The organism is Ruegeria sp. CH8, from assembly GCF_056536985.1.
Window position 1 is genome coordinate 38,942 of the sequence record NZ_JBQFQR010000011.1, and the last position, 20,223, is coordinate 59,164.

General features: G+C 59.8%; 20 protein-coding genes. 14 read left to right on the top strand and 6 right to left on the bottom strand.

Annotation, left to right across the window (positions count from 1 at the left end; all coding sequences use genetic code 11):
• The first annotated feature begins 46 nt into the window (after positions 1 to 46).
• From ACR0ER_RS13610 to trxA, 7 genes are read left to right on the top strand one after another with little or no spacing between them, the layout of a single operon-like run.
• A complete protein-coding gene (locus ACR0ER_RS13610) occupies positions 47 to 1,552 on the top strand; it encodes a PAS-domain containing protein (RefSeq protein ID WP_480769407.1) in 1,506 nt (501 codons plus the stop codon).
• A gap of 41 nt (positions 1,553 to 1,593) precedes the next feature.
• Positions 1,594 to 2,067, top strand: a complete 474-nt coding sequence (gene tsaE, locus ACR0ER_RS13615) for a tRNA (adenosine(37)-N6)-threonylcarbamoyltransferase complex ATPase subunit type 1 TsaE (protein WP_480769408.1) — start codon at positions 1,594 to 1,596, stop codon at positions 2,065 to 2,067.
• Positions 2,064 to 3,068 (top strand): aminoglycoside phosphotransferase family protein, encoded by a 1,005-nt coding sequence (locus ACR0ER_RS13620; RefSeq protein ID WP_480769409.1) that lies wholly within the window; start codon positions 2,064 to 2,066, stop codon positions 3,066 to 3,068. The genes tsaE and ACR0ER_RS13620 overlap by 4 nt, the downstream gene beginning before the upstream one ends.
• Entirely contained in the window at positions 3,065 to 3,751 is a 687-nt protein-coding gene (locus tag ACR0ER_RS13625) for a nucleotidyltransferase family protein (protein ID WP_480769410.1), read from the top strand. The genes ACR0ER_RS13620 and ACR0ER_RS13625 overlap by 4 nt, the downstream gene beginning before the upstream one ends.
• Positions 3,744 to 6,671 (top strand): double-strand break repair protein AddB, encoded by a 2,928-nt coding sequence (addB, locus tag ACR0ER_RS13630; RefSeq protein WP_480769411.1) that lies wholly within the window; start codon positions 3,744 to 3,746, stop codon positions 6,669 to 6,671. The genes ACR0ER_RS13625 and addB overlap by 8 nt, the downstream gene beginning before the upstream one ends.
• Positions 6,668 to 10,027: a double-strand break repair helicase AddA gene (gene addA, locus ACR0ER_RS13635; protein ID WP_480769412.1), complete on the top strand. Its 3,360-nt coding sequence runs from the start codon at positions 6,668 to 6,670 to the stop codon at positions 10,025 to 10,027. Before addB ends, addA begins: the two co-directional genes overlap by 4 nt.
• A gap of 60 nt (positions 10,028 to 10,087) precedes the next feature.
• Positions 10,088 to 10,408: a thioredoxin gene (trxA, locus tag ACR0ER_RS13640; RefSeq protein WP_170334344.1), complete on the top strand. Its 321-nt coding sequence runs from the start codon at positions 10,088 to 10,090 to the stop codon at positions 10,406 to 10,408.
• 65 nt (positions 10,409 to 10,473) lie between these two features.
• Here trxA and ACR0ER_RS13645 read toward each other — a convergent pair whose 3' ends face one another.
• The gene (locus ACR0ER_RS13645; protein WP_480769413.1) at positions 10,474 to 10,830 is read right to left on the bottom strand and encodes a hypothetical protein; all 357 of its coding nucleotides are present in this window, start codon (positions 10,828 to 10,830) and stop codon (positions 10,474 to 10,476) included.
• A 192-nt stretch (positions 10,831 to 11,022) separates the two neighbouring features.
• On the opposite strand from ACR0ER_RS13645, the gene ACR0ER_RS13650 reads away from it, so the two are divergent.
• The gene (locus ACR0ER_RS13650; RefSeq protein ID WP_480769414.1) at positions 11,023 to 11,373 is read left to right on the top strand and encodes a Lin0512 family protein; all 351 of its coding nucleotides are present in this window, start codon (positions 11,023 to 11,025) and stop codon (positions 11,371 to 11,373) included.
• Entirely contained in the window at positions 11,370 to 11,732 is a 363-nt protein-coding gene (locus tag ACR0ER_RS13655) for a Lin0512 family protein (RefSeq protein ID WP_480769415.1), read from the top strand. Before ACR0ER_RS13650 ends, ACR0ER_RS13655 begins: the two co-directional genes overlap by 4 nt.
• A 57-nt stretch (positions 11,733 to 11,789) precedes the next feature.
• Here ACR0ER_RS13655 and ACR0ER_RS13660 read toward each other — a convergent pair whose 3' ends face one another.
• Positions 11,790 to 11,984 (bottom strand): DUF1127 domain-containing protein, encoded by a 195-nt coding sequence (locus tag ACR0ER_RS13660; RefSeq protein WP_480769416.1) that lies wholly within the window; start codon positions 11,982 to 11,984, stop codon positions 11,790 to 11,792.
• A 196-nt stretch (positions 11,985 to 12,180) separates the two neighbouring features.
• Between ACR0ER_RS13660 and hslV the strand changes: the two genes are divergently transcribed.
• The gene (gene hslV / locus ACR0ER_RS13665; RefSeq protein WP_170334334.1) at positions 12,181 to 12,738 is read left to right on the top strand and encodes an ATP-dependent protease subunit HslV; all 558 of its coding nucleotides are present in this window, start codon (positions 12,181 to 12,183) and stop codon (positions 12,736 to 12,738) included.
• Here hslV and ACR0ER_RS13670 read toward each other — a convergent pair.
• Positions 12,730 to 13,971, bottom strand: a complete 1,242-nt coding sequence (locus tag ACR0ER_RS13670) for an MFS transporter (protein WP_480769417.1) — start codon at positions 13,969 to 13,971, stop codon at positions 12,730 to 12,732. The two genes, hslV and ACR0ER_RS13670, sit on opposite strands and share 9 nt — an antisense overlap.
• Here ACR0ER_RS13670 and ACR0ER_RS13675 point away from each other — a divergent pair.
• The 4 genes from ACR0ER_RS13675 to ACR0ER_RS13690 all read left to right on the top strand — a co-directional run bounded on the left by ACR0ER_RS13675 (position 13,970) and on the right by ACR0ER_RS13690 (position 17,883).
• Entirely contained in the window at positions 13,970 to 14,125 is a 156-nt protein-coding gene (locus ACR0ER_RS13675) for a hypothetical protein (RefSeq protein WP_480769418.1), read from the top strand. The genes ACR0ER_RS13670 and ACR0ER_RS13675 overlap by 2 nt on opposite strands.
• Before the next feature lie 36 nt (positions 14,126 to 14,161).
• Entirely contained in the window at positions 14,162 to 15,469 is a 1,308-nt protein-coding gene (gene hslU / locus ACR0ER_RS13680; RefSeq protein ID WP_480769419.1) for an ATP-dependent protease ATPase subunit HslU, read from the top strand.
• Positions 15,470 to 15,568: 99 nt separating this feature from the next.
• Positions 15,569 to 16,666, top strand: a complete 1,098-nt coding sequence (locus ACR0ER_RS13685; RefSeq protein ID WP_480769510.1) for an alpha/beta hydrolase — start codon at positions 15,569 to 15,571, stop codon at positions 16,664 to 16,666.
• Positions 16,663 to 17,883 carry an MFS transporter gene (locus ACR0ER_RS13690; RefSeq protein ID WP_480769420.1) on the top strand — a complete coding sequence of 407 codons (1,221 nt, stop codon included), beginning with the start codon at positions 16,663 to 16,665 and terminating at the stop codon, positions 17,881 to 17,883. The genes ACR0ER_RS13685 and ACR0ER_RS13690 overlap by 4 nt, the downstream gene beginning before the upstream one ends.
• On the opposite strand, the gene ACR0ER_RS13695 is transcribed toward ACR0ER_RS13690, so the two are convergent.
• Genes ACR0ER_RS13695 through ACR0ER_RS13705 form a run of 3 tightly spaced genes read right to left on the bottom strand, consistent with a single transcriptional unit; the run spans position 17,880 to position 20,163 of the window.
• A complete protein-coding gene (locus ACR0ER_RS13695) occupies positions 17,880 to 18,467 on the bottom strand; it encodes a Smr/MutS family protein (protein WP_170334326.1) in 588 nt (195 codons plus the stop codon). The two genes, ACR0ER_RS13690 and ACR0ER_RS13695, sit on opposite strands and share 4 nt — an antisense overlap.
• The gene (gene mltA, locus ACR0ER_RS13700) at positions 18,467 to 19,507 is read right to left on the bottom strand and encodes a murein transglycosylase A (protein WP_170334324.1); all 1,041 of its coding nucleotides are present in this window, start codon (positions 19,505 to 19,507) and stop codon (positions 18,467 to 18,469) included. The genes ACR0ER_RS13695 and mltA overlap by 1 nt, the downstream gene beginning before the upstream one ends.
• Entirely contained in the window at positions 19,504 to 20,163 is a 660-nt protein-coding gene (locus ACR0ER_RS13705; RefSeq protein ID WP_480769421.1) for a Tim44/TimA family putative adaptor protein, read from the bottom strand. The genes mltA and ACR0ER_RS13705 overlap by 4 nt, the downstream gene beginning before the upstream one ends.
• Between the last annotated feature and the right edge of the window lie 60 nt (positions 20,164 to 20,223).

Genomic DNA, 20,223 nt, shown 5'->3' on the forward strand with positions numbered 1-20,223 from the left:
AACCATTCACACGCATAATTCCTCCGGTATCAGTTCCGGAGGGCACATGGTCGACTGGATCATTCTGGCCGCGATCAGCCTGACATCTGCCAGTCTGGCAGTGCAATGGCTCTTGCCCCGCCGCAGGCAGAGGGGTGCCAATTTCGGCTTGTCCACACCCGCATCACTGTATGATGCGGTGTTTTTATTCGATGGCATTCGCCTGATTAGCCATTCCGATATCGCGCTGGAAGGGTTCGAAGCCGTCCGCGACTGGCCCGACCTGCGTCGTCTGCTGCAGCGGGATTTTCCCAGCTTTCCCGAATCACCCGACCATATCCGGCATCAGGGCATGCTGGTCATTCCCGCCATCGACTGCACTGTCGAACGAGACATCCTGTGCGAATGGATTGATGGCATCGTCCGCGTCCAACTGCACGACAGCGCCGAACGTTCCACCCCGGTCCAGCGCGACGCGCAGGATCCGATCCGTCTGGCGATGGAACAGGCCCCCTATCCCGTCTGGTTGCTGGATCATCAAGGCAATGTCCGTTGGTGCAATGCCGCCTATGTCGCCTTGGTCAGAAAGGTTCGCGGCCTGGATACCGATCTGACGGCTCCGCTGTTTCCCGGGGCGGACGCGGATGCGCGGTTAGGAGCAAAAACCCGCATCTCTATTTCGTCCGAAGGCAGTGAGAACAAGCTATGGTTCGATCTGACACAGGTTGATCATCCCGAAGGTTACCTGTGTTATGCGGTTGATATCAATGCTATAGTTGCCGCCGAAACCGCCCAGCGCAAATTCGTCCAGACCATGACGAAAACTTTTGCCCAACTGTCCATCGGGCTGGCGATCTTCGACCGCAACCGACAGTTGGCCCTGTTTAACCCGGCCCTGATCGACCTGACCACCCTGCCCCCGGATTTCCTCAGCTGCCGCCCCAGCCTATCCAGCTTTTTCGATCGGTTGCGCGATCAGCACATGATGCCGGAACCCAAGAACTATCGCGGATGGTGCGCTCAAATGAACGACCTGCTCGAAGCTGCCGAGGATGGAAATTACCAAGAAACGTGGTCTTTGCCCTCAGGGTCAGTTTACTCGGTCAGCGGACGCCCACATCCAGACGGAGCTGTGGGGTTTCTGTTTGAGGATATCACCGCGGAAATTACCCTGACCCGTCGGTTCCGCTCGGAGATGGATCTGATGCAATCGGTTCTGGACAAGCTGGCCGATGCAATAGCGGTCTTCGGCGATGATGGAACATTGGCAATCACCAACCGTGCCTATCAGAAATTGTGGGGGGAATCCGATGAGGCCGGATTCGAACCAGAGTCGGTACTGGATGTGACGCGCAGCTGGCAGGAACAATGCACAGCCACGCCTATTCTGGGCGAGATCCGCGACTTCGTGCAAACCCGAGACGCCCGTGCGGAATGGTCCAGTGGCCTTCGGTTGCGAGATGGGACCAATTTGATCTGCACAGTCAGCCCTATGCAGAACGGCGCGACGATTGTCAGGTTCATGGTGGACGAGCTTGGGGCTACACAACCGATCCGCCAAATCTGCGCCTGAACCGGGTTGCAGCCGACAAGGCCTGAGGTCATTGTGGCGCCATGACGTTGCACCCTCGTTCGATCACCCTGACTTCGCCCGAAGAAACATCGCAATTCGCCGCCCGTCTGGGGGCGGAATTGCACCCCGGCGACGTGGTTCTGCTTGAAGGTGAGATCGGCAGCGGCAAGACCCATTTCGCCCGCAGCCTGATCCAGTCGCTGATGACCGTGCCCGAGGATGTGCCCTCGCCCACCTATACGCTTGTTCAGGCCTATGACACCCTGGCGGGCGAGATTTGGCATTGCGATCTCTATCGTCTGTCTGCAGTGGAAGAGATCGAGGAACTGGGCCTGACCGAAGCGTTTGACACAGCAATTTGCCTGATCGAATGGCCGGACAAACTTGGCCCACTGACCCCTGAAACCGCCCTCAAACTAAGCTTTAAAACAGACCCTAATACGATGGAAAACCGTCATCTGACCCTGTCGTGGTCCGATCCAAAATGGCCCCTCAAACTGGAGAGCGGCAAATGACAAACCGCGCTGTGCTGGCCGAGGCGCTGATTGCACAAACACCATGGGCCAACGCCACACGTGCACCGCTGGCCGGGGACGCGTCAAACCGTCGATATGAACGTCTGACCGATCCCGATACCGGTCGGACCGCCGTGCTGATGGATTCCCCTCCGGGTAAGGCCGAACCGGTCGCGGATTTTGTGCGCATGGCGAACCATTTGCGCTCTGTTGGCCTCAGCGCTCCCGAAATTTACGCCGAGGATACGGAATTCGGCTTTCTGCTGCTGGAAGATCTGGGCGACGACCTGTTTGCCCGCGTTCTGAAGCAAGACCCAAAGATGGAGCGGCAGCTATACGAGGCCGCGACCGACGTTCTGATCGCGCTACACAAGGCCCCCACCCTGTCTTTGCCCTCTTACGGCCCATCTCTGATGACCGAACTGGCGGCGTTGTCTTTTACCAAATACGCGAAAGCGGTTCAGGGTCAGCACGACACAAGTGCGCAGGAACAGTTCGAATACCGATTTTCTGACATTCTGCATCAGGAAACCTCGGGGACCAAAGTGGTGATCCAGCGCGACTACCATGCCGAGAACATGATCTGGCTGCCGGACCGGGACGGCGTGAAACGGGTGGGCCTGCTGGATTTCCAGACCGCCATGCTGGGCCATCCGGCCTATGACCTCGTGTCAATGCTGCAGGATGTCCGCCGCGATGTGGCCGCGGGCACCGAGATGCGGATGGTCAACCGCTATATCACCGCAACCGGCGTGAACGATCACGACTTCCGCACCGCCTATGCCGTGCTAGGGGCGCAGAGAAACCTGCGGATTCTGGGCGTATTTGCCCGTCTGGCGACGGAATACGGCAAACCTCAGTATATTGATCTGATCCCGGCCACATGGACGCATCTGATGCGCGATCTGGATCACCCGGCGTTGGCGACGGTGGCCGATCTGCTGCGCGCGGCCCTGCCCGCGCCAACCCCGGAAAACCTGGACAGGCTCAGACAGACATGACCCGACATCCCGAAGCCGTGATGTTGTTCGCCGCCGGGTTTGGCACCCGCATGGGCGCGCTGACCAAGGATCGCCCGAAACCTCTGATCGAGGTCGCAGGCCGCCCCCTGATCAACCATGCGCTGGATCTGGTGGAGGGCTTGGGACCTGATCGCGTGGTGGCCAATCTCCACTACCTGCCCGACCAGCTTGAGGCACATCTGGCCCCCAAAGGCGTACTGCTGTCTCGTGAAGAGCCCGAGATTCTGGAAACCGGAGGCGGATTGCGCGCGGCTCTGCCTCTGCTAGGGCCAAACCCGGTTTTCACCCTAAATACCGATGCGATCTGGGCCGGGCCCAACCCTCTGACCCTGTTGCGCGATGCCTGGGACCCCGATCGGATGGATGCTTTGCTGATGTGCGTTCCTCTTGACCAGACCATCGGCCACTCTGGAACGGGCGATTTCACCGCCGATGCCGAGGGCCGGATCACCCGTGGCCCTGGCCTGATTTATGGCGGGGTGCAAATCCTGAAAACCGAAGGGCTGATGGCCATTCCAGACAAGGCATTTTCGCTGAACCTGCTTTGGGACCAAATGCATAGCCAAGGTCGCCTGTTTGCGGCCACCTATCCCGGCCGCTGGTGCGATGTAGGCCGCCCCGAAGGGATTACCTTAGCCGAAGGGCTGATCGCGGATGTTTGAACCCAGCACCGCCCCCCGCGTCTTTGCCGTTCCGCCCGGATCGGATTTCCCCAAAGCGTTGGTGGACGGGCTTCGCCTGCGCAACGCCGAGCACCCGCCCGAGGCCCTAGCACGGGTGCAACTGGTCGTGAACACCCGCCGCATGGCCCGCCGCGTGCGTGATCTGTTCGATCAGGGGCCCGCTTGCCTCTTGCCGCGGCTTTCACTGGTCACCGACCTGGGTGAAAGCGTCGATCTGGCGCAGATTCCTCCCGCCATATCGGCCCTGCGGCGCAGGTTGGAACTGACGCAACTGATCGCCAAGCTGTTGGAACAACAGCCTGATTTGGCCGCGCGGTCCTCACTCTTTGATCTGTCCGACAGTCTGGCCGCACTGATTGACGAGATGCAGGGCGAGGGCGTTTCACCCGATGCGATCCGCAAACTGGATGTCAGCGATATGTCAGGTCATTGGGCCCGCGCGCAGGCATTTATCGGGATCGCCGATCACTTTATCGACTCTGGCCCCGATGCACTGGATGCGCAGGCGCGGCAACGTTCAGTGGTCGAAAACCTGATCGACCGCTGGCAGGTGGCGCCACCGCAACACCCTGTGATCCTTGCGGGTTCTACCGGCTCGCGCGGCACCACGCTGATGCTGATGGAGGCCGTTGCCTGCTTACCCCAAGGGGCGCTGATCCTGCCCGGCTACGATTTCGACCAACCGGATCATGTCTGGCGGGGATTAGACGACGCGCTGACCTCGGAAGATCACCCACAATACCGGTTCCGCAAACTGATGACCCGGCTTAAGGTTCAGCCCGACCGGATCGAACGCTGGACCGATGATCAGGCGCCTTCACCTGCGCGTAATAGACTGATTTCACTGGCCTTACGTCCCGCTCCGATCACTGATGCCTGGATGTCCGAAGGCCCGCAGCTGACCGATCTGGATGCAGCAACCAAAGACCTCACACTGGTCGAGGCACAATCCCCCCGGGCCGAAGCGCTGGCCATCGCTCTGCGCCTGCGCGAGGCGGCAGAAACCGGTCAGACCGCCGCGCTGATCACACCCGACCGGATGCTGACCCGTCAGGTTAGCGCCGCGCTGGATCGCTGGAACATCCTGCCCGATGACAGCGCGGGCCTGCCGCTGCAGCTGTCGCCTCCGGGCCGGTTCTTGCGCCATGTGGCGGGGCTGTTCACCCGGCGGCTGGAAGGTGAGGCGCTGCTGACCCTGTTGAAACACCCGCTCTGTCACGGTGGCGGCGATCGCGGCGCGCATTTGCTGCATAGCCGCGACCTGGAGCTGGACTTGCGGCGGCATGGCCCTCCGTTCCCCGACAGCGTCAGTCTGACCGCGTTTGCCATCCGCAAAGAGGTGCCCGAGGGCTGGATGCGCTGGCTGACGACACAGTTCTGCGACCAGCATATCACCGGTGAGCTACCCTTGTCGGATTGGGTGACGCGCCTGCGCACCTTGGCCGAGGCAATTTCAGCGGGTAGCGATGGCGAAACCGGATCGCTGTGGGAGAAGAACGCAGGCCAAAAGGCGTTGAAAGTTCTGACCGCGCTAGAGGATGAGGCCGAACATGGCGGTCCGATAACCGCCCGTGATTTCGCCGATCTGCTGGGGGCGCTGCTGGCCGGCGAAGAGGTCCGTGACCGCGACGCACCGCATCCGCATATCATGATCTGGGGCACGCTCGAGGCGCGGGTGCAGGGTGCCGACCTGTTGATCCTTGGCGGTCTGAACGAAGGTAGTTGGCCCGAGGCCGCCGCGCCGGACCCCTGGCTCAACCGCCAGATGCGAGACAAGGCCAGGCTATTGCTGCCCGAGCGCCGTATTGGCCTGTCAGCCCATGACTTCCAACAGGCTGTCGGCGCGCCCGAAGTCTGGCTGACCCGCGCGACCCGGTCCGATGACGCCGAAACCGTGCCGTCGCGATGGCTGAACCGGATGACAAACCTGTTGCAGGGCTTGCCGGGGCAGGGTGGTCCACAGGCCCTGTCGGCAATGCGCGCCCGTGGCCAGACATACTTGCGTTGGTCGGAACAGCTTGAGGCCGCGCCGAGGATTGACCCAGCGCCACGCCCGTCTCCGCGCCCGCCGATCACCGCACGCCCGCGTCGTCTGAGCGTTACCGAAATCAAACGACTGATCCGCGATCCCTATGCGATCTACGCCAAACATGTGCTGCGGCTGCGGCCTCTGGATCCTTTGGTGCAGGCCCCGGACGCCTTGCTGCGCGGAATCGTCATCCACGAAATCCTCGAACATTTCGTCAAGGACAGCGTGTTGGACGGTGCTTTGCTGACCCGAGAGAATTTCCTGAAACGCGCCGAGACCCTGCTGGACCAGCATGTCGCTTGGCCCACCGCCCGGAAATTGTGGCTGGCTAGGTTGGAACGCATTGCCGACGATTTCCTGACTGCCGAAACCGCCCGGCGCGGCGACGGGGGGCCGGTGGCGTTCGAGGCGGCGATGAAACTGGTACTGAACCCACTGGATTTCACCATCGCCGGCCGGGCCGACCGGATCGACCATAACAGCCGAGGTGCGTTGCGGCTTGTGGATTATAAGACCGGCACGCCTCCGACCGAAAGCCAGCAGGCCAAGTTCGACAAACAGCTGCTGATCGAGGCGGCAATGGCCGAGCAGGGCGCAATAGAAGGCATCGACCCTCTGCCAGTGGCCGAAGCAGTTTTTATCGGCATGGGTGGCACCTATAAAGAGGTCGCAGCACCGTTGACCAAGGAACCACCCGACAAGGTTCTGGCCGAGCTGAAAGAGCTGGTTTCTGCCTATTTAGAGCCTGATCAGGGGTTCACATCGCGCCGGATGCTGCACAAGGACACCGATATTGGCGACTATGATCATCTGGCCCGCTTTGGCGAATGGGACCGCACTGATGAGACCGATCCGGAGGTGCTGAAATGAACGCCCGCAATGATGCAACCGAACGGCAGGTGCAGGCTGCGCGGCCCGATGCCTCGACCTGGTTGGCAGCCAATGCGGGCTCGGGCAAGACACGGGTTCTGACCGACCGGGTGGCTCGTCTGTTGTTGGGTGGCGTGCAGCCGCAGCACATCCTTTGTCTGACCTATACCAAGGCCGCGGCCAGTGAGATGCAGAACCGGTTGTTCAAACGGCTGGGTGAGTGGGCGATGTTGGACGACGACGCGCTGCTGGCTCAACTGACCGACTTGGGCGTGCCGGGTGTGATCGACCCCGAAAGGTTGGCACAGGCCCGCACCCTCTTTGCCCGCGCCATTGAGACACCGGGCGGTCTGAAGATCCAAACGATCCACTCATTCTGCGCCTCGCTGCTGCGGCGCTTTCCGCTGGAGGCCGGAGTCAGCCCGCAATTCTCCGAGATGGAGGACCGCGCCGCTGCCCTGTTGCGCGAGGAGATCGTCGAAGACTTCGCCGAAGGCCCGCAGGCCTCGCTGATCGAGGATGTCGCCCGTTTCGTCACCGACACCGGCTTCGAAAACCTGACCGCTGCCATCACCCACAAACGGAACCTGTTTGCCCAACCGCTGGACTGGTCCGACCTGCTGCGCCGCTTTGATCTACCGGATGGGTTTGACGAAGACGCCCTGCAGGCCCGCGTTTTCATGGGGGGAGAGGTTGACCTAATCCGCTCGATCCTGCCAGCGCTGACAGAGAGCGGCGGCAACAACGCCAAAGCAGCGACCAAGCTAGCGGCGTTTACCGAGGCGCGGATCAACAGCCTGCCGGCATTGGAAAGCGTGTTTCTGACCGGGAAAGCGGCCAAAGAGCCGTTTACCGCCAAGATCAACAGCTTTCCCACCAAAACCCTGCGCGAAGGGGCGTTGGCTGCCCAGATGCCGCAGCTTGAGTCTTTCATGTTGCGTATTGAGGCCACTCGGGAACAGCGTTTGGCCTTGGTCGCGGCGCGCAAGACGAATGTGCTGCACCGCTTTGCCGCTGCCTTCCTACCGGAATATGAACGGCGCAAACAGTTGCGTGGTTGGCTGGATTTCGATGACCTGATTCTGCGCGCGCGGCAGGTGCTGAACGACCCGGCCGTGTCGGAATGGGTGCTGTACCGGCTGGACGGCGGTATCGACCACATTTTGGTGGACGAGGCGCAGGATACCAGTCCCGACCAATGGGACGTGGTCGAGAAACTGGCGCAGGAATTCACCAGCGGGGAAGGGGCCCGATCCGGGGTCGAGCGCACGATTTTCGTGGTCGGCGACAAGAAACAGTCGATCTATTCCTTTCAGGGTGCCGACCCGCAGGCCTTTGACCGAATGCAGCAGGAATTTGGGCGCAGACTTGCGGAATCAGGCTCTAAACTTTGGGATTCGACGCTTGAATACTCGTTCAGATCCTCCAGCGCGATCCTGTCTCTGGTCGATATCCTGTTCGAAAACCGGGCTGAGGCCGGGTTTCACAAGGACAGTCTACACCGTGCCTTCAAATCCGATCTGCCGGGACGTGTCGATCTGTGGCCGGTGGTCGAAAAGGTCGACGAAGATGATGACGGCGACTGGACCGATCCGGTCGACCGCCCCGGCACACGGCATCACACCGTCATTCTGGCCGAGAAGGTGGCCCAGTCCATCAAGGATATGATCGACCGCGGAGAGACGATTCCTGAGGACGGCAAAACGCCCGGCACATTCGTGCGGCGTAAGGTGCAGCCGGGGGATTTCCTGATCCTCGTGCAGCGCCGCTCGGACCTGTTTGCTGAGATCATCCGCGCGTGTAAGGCCCTGCGCCTACCCATCGCCGGGGCCGACCGGCTGAAGGTGGGTGCGGAACTGGCCGTGAAAGACCTGACCGCGCTGCTCAGCTTTCTGGCCACGCCCGAAGACAGCCTGTCGCTGGCGACCGTGCTGAAATCGCCTCTGTTCGGCTGGACGGAGCAGCAATTGTTCGATCTGGCACATAAGCGGCAGGAGCAATTCCTGTGGGCGGCGCTGCGTCATCGTGCCGAAGAGTTCCCGGAAACGCTGGAGATTCTCAACGATCTGCGCGGTCAGATCGACTTTCTACGCCCCTATGACCTGATCGAGCGCATCCTCACCCGCCATGATGGGCGGCGCAAACTGCTGGGGCGTCTGGGGGCCGAGGCCGAGGATGGAATCAACGCGCTGCTGTCGCAGGCGTTGGCTTATGAGCGGACGGATATCCCCAGCCTGACCGGTTTTCTGGTTTGGATGCAGACCGACGATCTGGAAATCAAACGGCAGATGAGCGGCGTCGGCAACATGATTCGGGTGATGACCGTGCATGGCTCCAAAGGCCTTGAGGCGCCGATCGTGATCCTGCCGGACACCGGCAAACGGCAGGCCCCGCGTGATGCTGAGATCATGGTGGGTGAGGGCACACCACTGTGGAAAGTGCCCGCAGACGCGTCTCCGGGCCTAATCGCCAAGGCAAGGGCCGAGGCGCGGGCACGGGAAGAGAATGAACGTCTTCGGCTGTTTTATGTGGCTCTAACACGGGCAGAAAAGTGGTTGATCGTGGGTGCGGCGGGGGATGTCGGCAAGGACGGAACCAGTTGGTATCAGATGGTTGAGGCCGCGATAGCGCGGGCAGGGGCCACGCAGCTGCCGGGGTCCGGTACGCTGCGCCTGTCCCATGCGGATTGGGACGCGCTTCCGATTGTCGAACACGCGGAACCCGAAATTGCCCACGCGCCACTGCCAGATCAGTTCCTGAACCCCGCCACTGTGCCGGACCCTGCGCCGGAAACGCTCAGCCCCTCTGATCTGGGCGGGGCCAAAGCACTGCCCGGCGAGTCCGGTCAGGATGAAGAGGCCGCCAAGCTGCGAGGCACACGCCTGCACCTGCTGCTGGAGCATTTGCCATTGGTCGCGCAGGAAAAATGGCCGCAGTTCTGCGCCCGGGTTCTGCCCGATATGCAGGATGCAGACCGACAAGAGCTGCTGACTGAGGCACAGGCCGTTCTGACTGCGGGGCATCTGCAATCCGCATTCGCGGGCGACGCACTGGCCGAAGTTCCTGTCACTGCCGAGCTGGACGGGCGGCGAATGCACGGGGTGATCGACCGGCTGATCGTGACGGAAGCGAACGTGCAGGTGATTGATTTCAAATCAAATGCCACGGTTCCGAACAGCCCCGCAGCGTGCCCCGAAGGTCTGTTGCGTCAGATGGGAGCTTACGCGCAGGCGCTTGCCCAAATCTATCCGGGTCGGGAAATCCGCACGGCAATCCTGTGGACCCGAACGGCAGATCTCATGTGGTTGCCACACGAGCTTGTGACGGATGCACTGGCCCGCACCCAGATATCTTGACCTCGGACTGCGGCGACCCTACGTTCTGTTCCCGAGCTTACCCCATTCAGGAGACATGAAATGTCGACCGTAGCCGTAACCGACGATACCTTTGACGCCGAGGTTAAGAATTCCGACATCCCCGTGGTTGTCGATTTCTGGGCCGAATGGTGTGGCCCCTGTAAGCAGATTGGCCCCGCTCTGGAAGAGCTGGCCGCTGAATATGGTGACAAGATCAAAATCGCCAAAGTCGACGTGGACAGCAACCCGAACGCAGCCGCAGCCATGGGCGTACGCGGCATCCCGGCGCTGTTCATCTTCAAGGACGGTCAGGTTATTTCGAACCGTGCGGGCGCGGCACCCAAGGCGGCGCTGCAAAGCTGGATCGACGAGTCGATCTGATTGCCTTCAGATTATCGATGCAAAGGGTGCCTTGAATTGGGCGCCCTTTCTTTTTTCAAAATCCGTCACTCGATTGTCCAGCTCACCGAAATCCCACTGCCATCCTTGTGTGTGAATGTGACTGAGTCATCCGCGAGGGAAACGACCTGACAATCATGGGGCAGGGGTACGCTGTCGATCACAAGGTCCCGGCAATAATGCGTGCCTTTCCATTCCCATGAGCCGCTGATGCTGCCGCCTTCGGGGCCTTTGCCCTCAACCACGCCGTTTTTGAGTATTTTCACCCAAGCCTGTCCCTGAACAAGCTTTTTGCCAACAACCAGTTCCATAAACTTGTGTTTGCTTTCAATCTCTTCGGCTGACGCCTGCGTCACGGCACAACCAAATACCACCACCAATGACATGAGCTGAAACGACCTCATCACAGAAATTCCTTTCACGACCGCACAGATTAATGGCTTCGACTTTAACTGAAATTTCCGAGATTTTACATCGCTCTGTCCACAAATGCGTTTTCGGTAATCAAGCCTTGCCCGACATCATACATCGTTTTCGTTCTTACAATTTACAGAAACTCGTGCAGGTTGGCGCAGGAACTAACAACAGGAGATGACATGCCCAGGACACGGGTGCTTGTGGAATTCGGAATGGGAACGTCGTTGCGCCGTGAGGACTACACCGAAGCGGCTTTGCGGGCGATCAAGGACGCGCTGTGGCACAACTCGGTCAATATGGCCGAGCTGTTCGATTTCCCGAAAGAGGCGATGATCATTGATGCCGAGATTGGCGTGCAGAAACCTGATCAGGTGGATCGGGAGGCGTTGAAAGTGATCTTTCCCTATGGCCAGCCCAATATCACCGTCACACAGGGCGGGTTGGATATCGAAAAACCCCACACCGAAGGGCGCACGGTTATTGCCAACGCGGCCGTCGTTGTTTCCTTCGACATGGAGCCAGTGACATGACCGAAAAACGTATCATCCTTGAGATGGGCACTGGGAATGACCTTTACGGTCAGGACTACACCAAGGCGGCGCGGCGGGCGGTGCAGGATGCGCTGCACCATTCCTCGATCACTCTGTTTTCAAAGCTGGATATAGACCATGCCGAGATGCGTGTAATGGTCACGGTTGGCGTGCAACAGCCGGAGCGCGTGGATTGTGAGTTGGTCGCGGCCGATCTGCCCCGGGGTCGGGCCGAGGTACGGGCTGTTAAGGGCGGGCTGGACGTTGAAGATGCCGAGGCCGGAACCCGACATGTTGTGGCAACCGCCGCGATCGAGGCGTTCCTGCCGGATCTTTCCGGCCAATACAAACTGTCCTGACAAAGAAAAAGCCGCTCGGGTGAGCGGCTCATCTTTTGCTGTCGTACTGACGGCGGATCAGACTTTGTCGATGTCCGCGCGGCACAGGCCGATATCGTCCAGCTGTGCATCGCTCAGCTCTGCCAGCAGCGCGCGCGTTTTGCGGGTTTTGTTCCATTCGGCGGCTTTTTCAAAAGCTGCGGTGAACGCGTCCACTACATGCAGGATGGTAGCTGCTCCGAGCGGCGCATGGATATTTGCGGTGGTTGCCATTTGCGCATTCCTTAAACTGAAACAGCCGACCCTTCGTCGGTTGTAAGTTTCATTTAGGCTCATGTGCCGAGTCTCACAATTGCTAGTCCGGTAACCCCGAATTGCGATTCTTGCATATCTTTTGAGCAGTTTGTGAACTGTTGCGCTGCGAGCGGGTCCGGCCCATATAGGATGCCAGCGAAGAACGGAGGCCCTGATGGCAGACAGCGATTTTCCCGGTTGGCATGGCACAACGATCATTGGCGTCAAAAAGGGCGGCCAGGTGGTGATTGCCGGCGACGGACAGGTCAGCCTGGGCCAGACCGTGATCAAGGGCACCGCCCGCAAAGTGCGCCGCCTGTCCCCCGGCGGGTTCGAGGTTGTCGCCGGGTTCGCCGGATCGACCGCTGACGCGTTTACCCTGCTAGAACGACTGGAAGCCAAGCTTGAGGCCACGCCAGGACAGTTGGCCCGCGCCTCGGTCGAATTGGCCAAGGACTGGCGCACAGATAAGTACCTGCAAAAGCTCGAGGCGATGCTGATCGTCACCGACGGCAAGGATCTGCTAGTGATCACCGGGGCAGGCGACGTGCTGGAGCCGGAACACAACGTGGCGGCCATCGGATCGGGCGGAAACTTTGCCCTGGCCGCAGCCCGCGCGATGATGGACAGCGACAAAGAGGCCGAACAGGTTGCTCGCGAGGCGATGGCGATCGCGGCCGATATCTGTGTCTACACCAATGGCAATCTGACGGTTGAGACAATCTCAGGCTAACAACGCTTTGATCTCTTTTCCTTTCCAACGGCGGTGCATCCCGATCAGGCCAAAGATCGCGGCGATGATCACGATGTAATAGGGCACGCGGATGTCGATGCTCATCAGCCCGCCGCCAATCAGGGACATGATCCCTCCGGCGAGGCAGAAGACCGCCGTGGTCACCCCCATGACCCAGCCTTGATCCGTCTCGCTGACGCTGGATGAAAACAGGCCCAGCAGGGTTGGGTAAGAAACGCCGAAGAAGAAATAGAAGAAGAAGACCGGCACATAGCTCAGCACCCCGCTGGGGCTGAAGGCAAAGGCAAAGCCGCAGATCACCATGACAACCAGCGAAGTATAAACGATCTGGTGCTTGCTGAACCTCTCCTGCGCGGGTTTCACCAGGAATGTACTGGAGAAGGCCAGCGCAAAGCCAATCACCACCATCGCCACGCTGCCGCCGATCACGCCGTAGCCAAAGCGGCTGGTCAGGAAATTGTCGACAAAGACATAGAAGGTCACGTTGGCGATCATGAAGAACGCATAGACCGGCAGGATTTTCAGAACCATCGGATGCTCGCGCACGGCGATCAGACTGTCGGTGATATCACGGGGGCGGAAAACAAAGGCAGCGCGCTCGGTCCGCGTATCCTTGAAGAAGAACAGCACAAGGAAAATGGCGATCAACACCAGAACGAAAGCACCGTAGAACGGGGTTTTCAGCGTGGCGACACTGCCCAGCAGCGCCGAATCCGACAGGACCGCCCCGATAATCGGACCTCCAACCAGGCCAAAGCTAACGCCGGTCACGATATAACCCATGTTGCGATCCCGGTCGGCTGCATCAGTGCTGCCGTCAATCATCGCCGCCTGCGCAATCGGCTGGTTGCCAGCCGTGAACCCCGTGATCGACCGGCCCAGGATCAGCAGCAGCAGGCTGTCCATATAGAGCGAGGCAATGGTAATCGCATAGCCTGCCAACGCTCCGCCCAAACAGACCAGCAAAGCGTTTTTGCGCCCGATGGAATCCGAGACCTTCGAGACATAGACCACCCCCAGAAACCACGACAGAAAAAAGCACCCGATCACCAGCCCGTAATAAAAATGTCGGCGGCCGTCAGGGGTGCTGTCGGGTAGAAAACCGGATTTCGTCTCCATGATCAGTGAGTTGATGATCGGGAAGACAAGCCCCTGTCCGATCAGGTCCACAAACACCACAAACAGCAAAGTAATCTTGGCAATTTTCGTCATGTCCGCGCTCCTGACCCTCAACGCCTTGAAAACACTGTATCAGAGCGGGCCGGTTTCACCTATGGAAAGCATTTGCAAACCAGGTGGGGCATTGCTAACCAACGCTGCCAATGAAAAAGGCTTGGTTGTTTTCGCCTCAGCGGTGATTACCTAAGCCCAAGTTTTGATATGCCGACCGAAAGGATGCGCTTTGACCGACCTGACCCCGCGCGAGATTGTCTCGGAACTGGACCGTTTCATCATCGGTCAGAAGGATGCCAAGCGTGCCGTGGCCGTAGCCCTGCGCAACCGCTGGCGGCGCAAACAGCTGGCGGACGATATCCGGGATGAGGTGTACCCAAAAAACATCCTGATGATCGGCCCCACCGGCGTTGGCAAGACCGAGATCAGCCGCCGTCTGGCCAAACTGGCCCGCGCGCCCTTCATCAAGGTTGAGGCCACCAAATTTACCGAGGTCGGATATGTCGGGCGCGACGTGGAACAGATCGTGCGCGATCTGGCCGATGCCGCCATCATCCAGACCCGTGAATACATGCGTGAAGATGTGAAGGCCAAGGCGCATCAGGCTGCCGAAGACCGCGTGATCGAAGCCATCGCCGGAACCGACGCCCGCGAAGGCACTCGCGAGATGTTCCGCAAAAAGCTAAAAGCGGGTGAGCTGGACGATACGGTGATCGAGCTGGAACTGTCCGACACCTCAAATCCGATGCCGATGTTTGACGTACCTGGCCAGCCCGGCAGTCAGATGGGCATGATGAATCTGGGCGATATCTTCGGCAAGGCCTTTGGCGGACGCACCGTCAAGAAACGCATGACCGTCGCCGAAAGCTATGATGCGTTGATCGGGGAAGAAGCCGACAAGCTGCTGGACGACGAAATCGTCAACCGCGTAGCGCTGGAATCCGTGGAACAGAACGGCATCGTGTTTCTGGACGAGATCGACAAGGTCTGCGCCCGCGCCGAAGCACGCGGTGGCGACGTCAGCCGCGAAGGGGTGCAGCGCGATTTGCTGCCCCTGATCGAAGGCACCACCGTCAGCACCAAGCATGGCCCGGTGAAAACCGACCATATTCTGTTTATCGCCTCAGGCGCGTTTCACATCGCCAAGCCCTCGGACCTGTTGCCGGAATTGCAGGGCCGACTGCCGATCCGCGTGGAACTGCGTGCACTGACCGAAGAGGATTTCGTGCGCATCCTGACCGAGACCGACAACGCCCTGACCCTGCAATACACCGCCCTGATGGGCACCGAAGAGGTCACCGTCAGCTTTACCGAAGATGGTATCGCGGCGCTGGCCCGTATTGCTGCGGATGTGAACCAGACCGTCGAGAATATCGGCGCACGGCGGCTCTATACGGTGATGGAGCGGGTCTTCGAAGAACTGTCCTTTACTGCGCCCGATCAGGCCGGAGCCGAGATTACCGTGAACGCGCAGTTCGTGGACGACAATCTGGGTGAGCTGACCAAGTCCACCGACCTCAGCCGTTACGTTCTGTAACACGGCCAGCCGGTTTTTGCCGTTCCCCTTGCTCCATGTCGCTGGACGTGGGGCCAGAAATCGATAGCTTGGCGCAAAAGCTTCCGAGGTCTGCCCGTGCTGCGCTATTTTTTTGTTCTGATTGTCTCACTGTCTTTGACCGCCTGTGTCGACAGGACGATCACGGAAACAGTGCCCTCGGCCCTGACTGTTGGTACACCTAAAACCGTGTTTGCCAGCACCTCGCGCGCGCGCGAGGCGGATGGGTCATACGGTTTCCGGCGTGGCGAAACGCTGCAATACCTGGAAACCAGAGTTTCTATCCCGCCGAACCACACGCCAGGAACGCTGAAGTTTTCCTATGCCAACCCGAACCCGCAGAAAGAATTCGTTCTGGCGGACATAACCGAACTGAACGGGCCACAGGGATTACGAGAGCATCTTCGCGGACAGGACGACGTTACGATCTTTGTACACGGCTATAACTCGACCCAAACGGAAACCATCTTCCGCGCGGCGCAGTTGTCCCATGACATTGGTCTGCCCGGGCAGATCCTTGTTTATTCCTGGCCGAGCCGCGCGACAGGGTACGGCTATGCTTACGATCTGGACAGTATGCTGTTTGCCCGCGACGGTTTAGAGCAAACAATCCGCGAACTGAAATCCATGGGCGTCAAGCGTGTCATTCTGGTGGCGCATTCCATGGGCAGCGCCTTGTCGATGGAGATGATGCGGCAGGCTGAATTGCAGGAACCCGGTTGGGCCAACCGGAACCTCGAAGGCGTCGTACTGATCTCACCCGATCTGGACGTGGACTTGTTCCGCTCGCAGATGGAGCGGATCAAGACACCGCCAGATCCCTTTATTGTTATGGTGTCGCAGAAAGACAAAATTCTGAATATCTCGGCCCGCCTGCGCGGAACGGACGAAGGGGAAAGGCTGGGTAATATCAGCTCGGTCGACTCGCTGGCCGAGTATCCGATCAATGTGATCGACACCACGGCCTTCAACAGCGATGCTGAATCCTCGCATTTCGTGGCCGCCACCTCTCCGGCGTTGCTGGCAATCCTCAGTTCGGTCCGGCGGGTCAGCAACACGTTCGGTCCCGATGAACGGCCCGGAATCGATGTTCTGGTACCGCCCAGTCAACGAAACCCTGACGGCGCAACCGAGATCGTCCTGACGGAAACCGGTGAGGCCGAGGTGACCACCCCGTGACAGGGTTCAGCCTGCGCCGGTATCTGATTGAAAATGCAAACTGGCTGAGTGCGGGCGTCCTTCTGACCTTCATGTCCAGCTTTGGACAGACCTTCTTCATCTCGATCTTCTCGGGCCATATCCGCACGGAGTTCGGCCTGACCCACGGCTCATGGGGCGCGATCTATTCGCTGGGCACCACGGTATCGGCCATTGTGATGATCTGGGCCGGGGGCCTGACCGACATCTTTCGCGTGCGGATATTGGGGCCGGTTGTTCTGGCCGGTTTGGCGATGGCAGCGATGGCGATGGCCACGAACACTGCGCTGTTTCTGTTGCCCGTGATGATCTTTCTGTTGCGCCTGTTCGGGCAGGGGATGAGCATCCATCTGGCGCAAGTCGCCATGGCGCGCTGGTTTACGGCGACCCGGGGCAAGGCCCTGTCCGTTGCCTCGCTGGGTTATGCGATTGGGGAATCCCTGCTGCCCCTTATCTTTGTCGCCGCAATGGCTTTTCTGGACTGGCGCTGGTTATGGGTGGTCGCCGCGGGGGTGACGATCGCAGGTATCCCGGTCCTGATGGGTTTATTACGGCAGGAACGCACCCCGCAGAGCCTGACGGGCGATCACACCGCCACCGGGATGCAGGACCGCCATTGGACCCGGCGCGCGGCGCTGCTTCATCCGCTGTTCTGGTTCATGGCACCGGCGATCCTTGGACCGTCGGCCTTCATCACTGCTTTTTTCTTTCATCAGGTCCATCTAGCCGCAGTCAAGGATTGGCCGCATATCCAACTGGTGGCCCTGTTCCCTGTGTTCACCGGTGTGTCGATCCTGTCGATGTTTGCAGCGGGCTGGGCGCTTGATAGGTGGGGCACGGCACGCATCATGCCCTATTACCAGCTACCCATGGCGGTTGGCTTTGCCATCCTTTCGGTCATGGACACGATTGGCGGAGCATTGATCGGCCTGATCTTTCTGGCCCTGACCGTCGGCGCGAACACGACCTTACCCAGTGCATTCTGGGCCGAGTTCTACGGCACTCGGCATATCGGCGCGATCAAGGCGCTGGCAACGGCGGTCATGGTGCTGGGATCGGCCATTGGCCCGGCTCTGACCGGCGTTTTGATTGACCGCGGCATTTCGCTGGGCACTCAGTTCCTATGGATCGCCGTCTTCTTTGTGCTGGTTTGCACGCTGTGTTGGATCGGTATCCGCCGCGCCCGATCCGAGCTCTAACGGCTGCGCCGCAGATATACGTAGTAGGCCCCATCACCACCGTGACTGATATGGGCAGGTGTCACCTGCAGCACGGCTTGCGCCAACGGCGGGATCGACAGCCAGTGCGGCACATTGTTACGCAGCACTCCGCGCGGGGTCGGGATTGGGCCGGGTTCATCCCGGTCCTTGCCTTTGCCGGTCACCACCAGAACCAGCCGCTTGCCCTGCGCCTGCGATGTTAGGACAAAGCGGATCAGCGCCGGGTGTGCTGTGTCAACGCGCATCCCGTGCAGGTCAAGTTTTCCTTCGGGCTTTAACTTTCCGCGTTTCATCCGCCCAAACGCTTTGGTGTCCATCTGCACCGGGCTGGCGCGCAGGCTATCGGTGACTGAAGGTTTCAGTGCATGACGCACCGGCTTGACGTGGGCGGTCTGGCCAACCTCAAACCCCTCCAGACGTATCTTTGGTGCTTTGGTCGGTTTGGGCTTTGGCAGGGTGGTCGGATGCACCGATTGCGGCAGTTCCGGGTGCAGGCGTTCAGCCTGTTTGGTGACCTTGCGCCATAGCTCGATCTCTTCTTCGGTCAGTTTGCGCCGGGTCATCAGAATTCGTCCGGGATCAAGGCGTAGGCGCGCTGGATCGGCAGCAGAAGGACCATTCGGCCCGGATCTTTCAAACGTCCGGCGGCTTGTCCGGCCTCATCACCAGTGCCAAAGAAGATATCCGCCCGCTGCGCCCCCTTGATGGCCGCGCCCGTGTCCTGTGCGATCATCAGCCGACGCAGCGGTTCTTTGCCGTCTTTTTCCACCCAGACCGGAGCCCCCAGTGGCGTATAGGCCGGATCGGCAGCGATACTACGCATAGTGGTGACGGATCGGTTCATCGCACCCAGCGGCCCGAATTCAGGCGCGACGCGGGTGACCTCTCGGAAGAATACGTAAGAGGGGTTGTGAAGCAGCAACTCCGCCCCGGCCTCAGGGTTCTTGCGCACCCAGGCCTTGATCATCTGGGCACTGACCTGATGTGCGCCCAACGCACCCTGCCGGATCAGTTCCGAGCCGATGGAGCGATAGGGGTGCCCGTTGGCACCGCCATAACCCACGCGCAACGCCCCTCCACCGGCAAGGCGGATACGGCCCGACCCCTGAATCTGTAGAAAGAACAGTTCGACCGGGTCATCGACCCAGGCAATCTCAAGCCCCCGGTCCGTCATGGCCTCACCGGTCAGGATTTCACGGCGGCTGAGCCACAGCCCTTCAGCTCGCGCTTCGGGCGGCATCTTATAGATTGGGTATTTGAAACGGTCTGTCCGGGTGCGGGACCCGTCCAGTTCGGGTTCAAAGTATCCAGTGAACAGTCCATCTTTGCCGTCTTCGACCAGAACCGGGCGGAAGAACAGTTCAAAGAACGATCGCGCGGCGTCGGCCTCATAGGTTTGCGCCACGTGGCACAGCGCCCGCCAATCCGGGTCGTCCAGATCGCCGCAAGTGTTCAGAAAAACAGAAAGGGCCGCCCCGTGGTCATCGGCGGCCCAGCCTTCAAGATCGTCAAACGACAGGATTGAGCGCGTCGCCTCAGCTCCGGCGGCGCTTGCGGTGGTCATCGCGCCCACCAGTAAAAGCGACCGGAGTGCGGCAATCATGCGTCCGTGGCAACAAGCAGCCAGTTCGGATCGTCCGAGCCCATCACACGGGCAAAGGTCCAGCTGTCCTTTTGGCGTTTGACGGTGTTGGGGTTGCCTTCGATGATATCGCCGCCGCGATCCCGCACGACCGAGGTCAGTTCACCCACAAACTTCATGGTGATCTCGGCCTGATTGGTATCTTTGTCGAACTTCACATCAGCCAGCGAAGTTTCGCGGACGCCAATGAATTCGGCTTCGATGGTCAGACCTTTGTCTTCCCGATCGGCGACGACGGAAACAAAGGTGTCAAACACCTCTTCGGACAGGAAAGGCTGGATTTCGTCCAGATTTCCTTTTTCGAACCCCATGACGATCATCTCATAGGCGCCGCGTGCACCCTGCACAAACTCACTGACGGAAAAGCTGGGCTCAACCCGCTTCATCGCAGCCAGAGTTTGCGCCTGTTCGCTGTCTTCGGCGACATGGTCTGTGATGTCGTGATCCGGGCCGCCTTCGATCACCTCGAACCCGCGACGGTCATTCTGTGTATCGGGCTGCTTCTGAACAGGAGGTTTCTCAAAACCTTCACGCGTGCCCAGCACGCTTTTCAGGCGCAGGATCAGGAAAACGGCAATTCCGGCCAGGACCAGCAACTGGATCATCGGTTCGTTCATTTCATCCTCTTTTCAGACTGCGGCTTTGTATACGCAGCCTCATGCCACTATGTAGGTGAC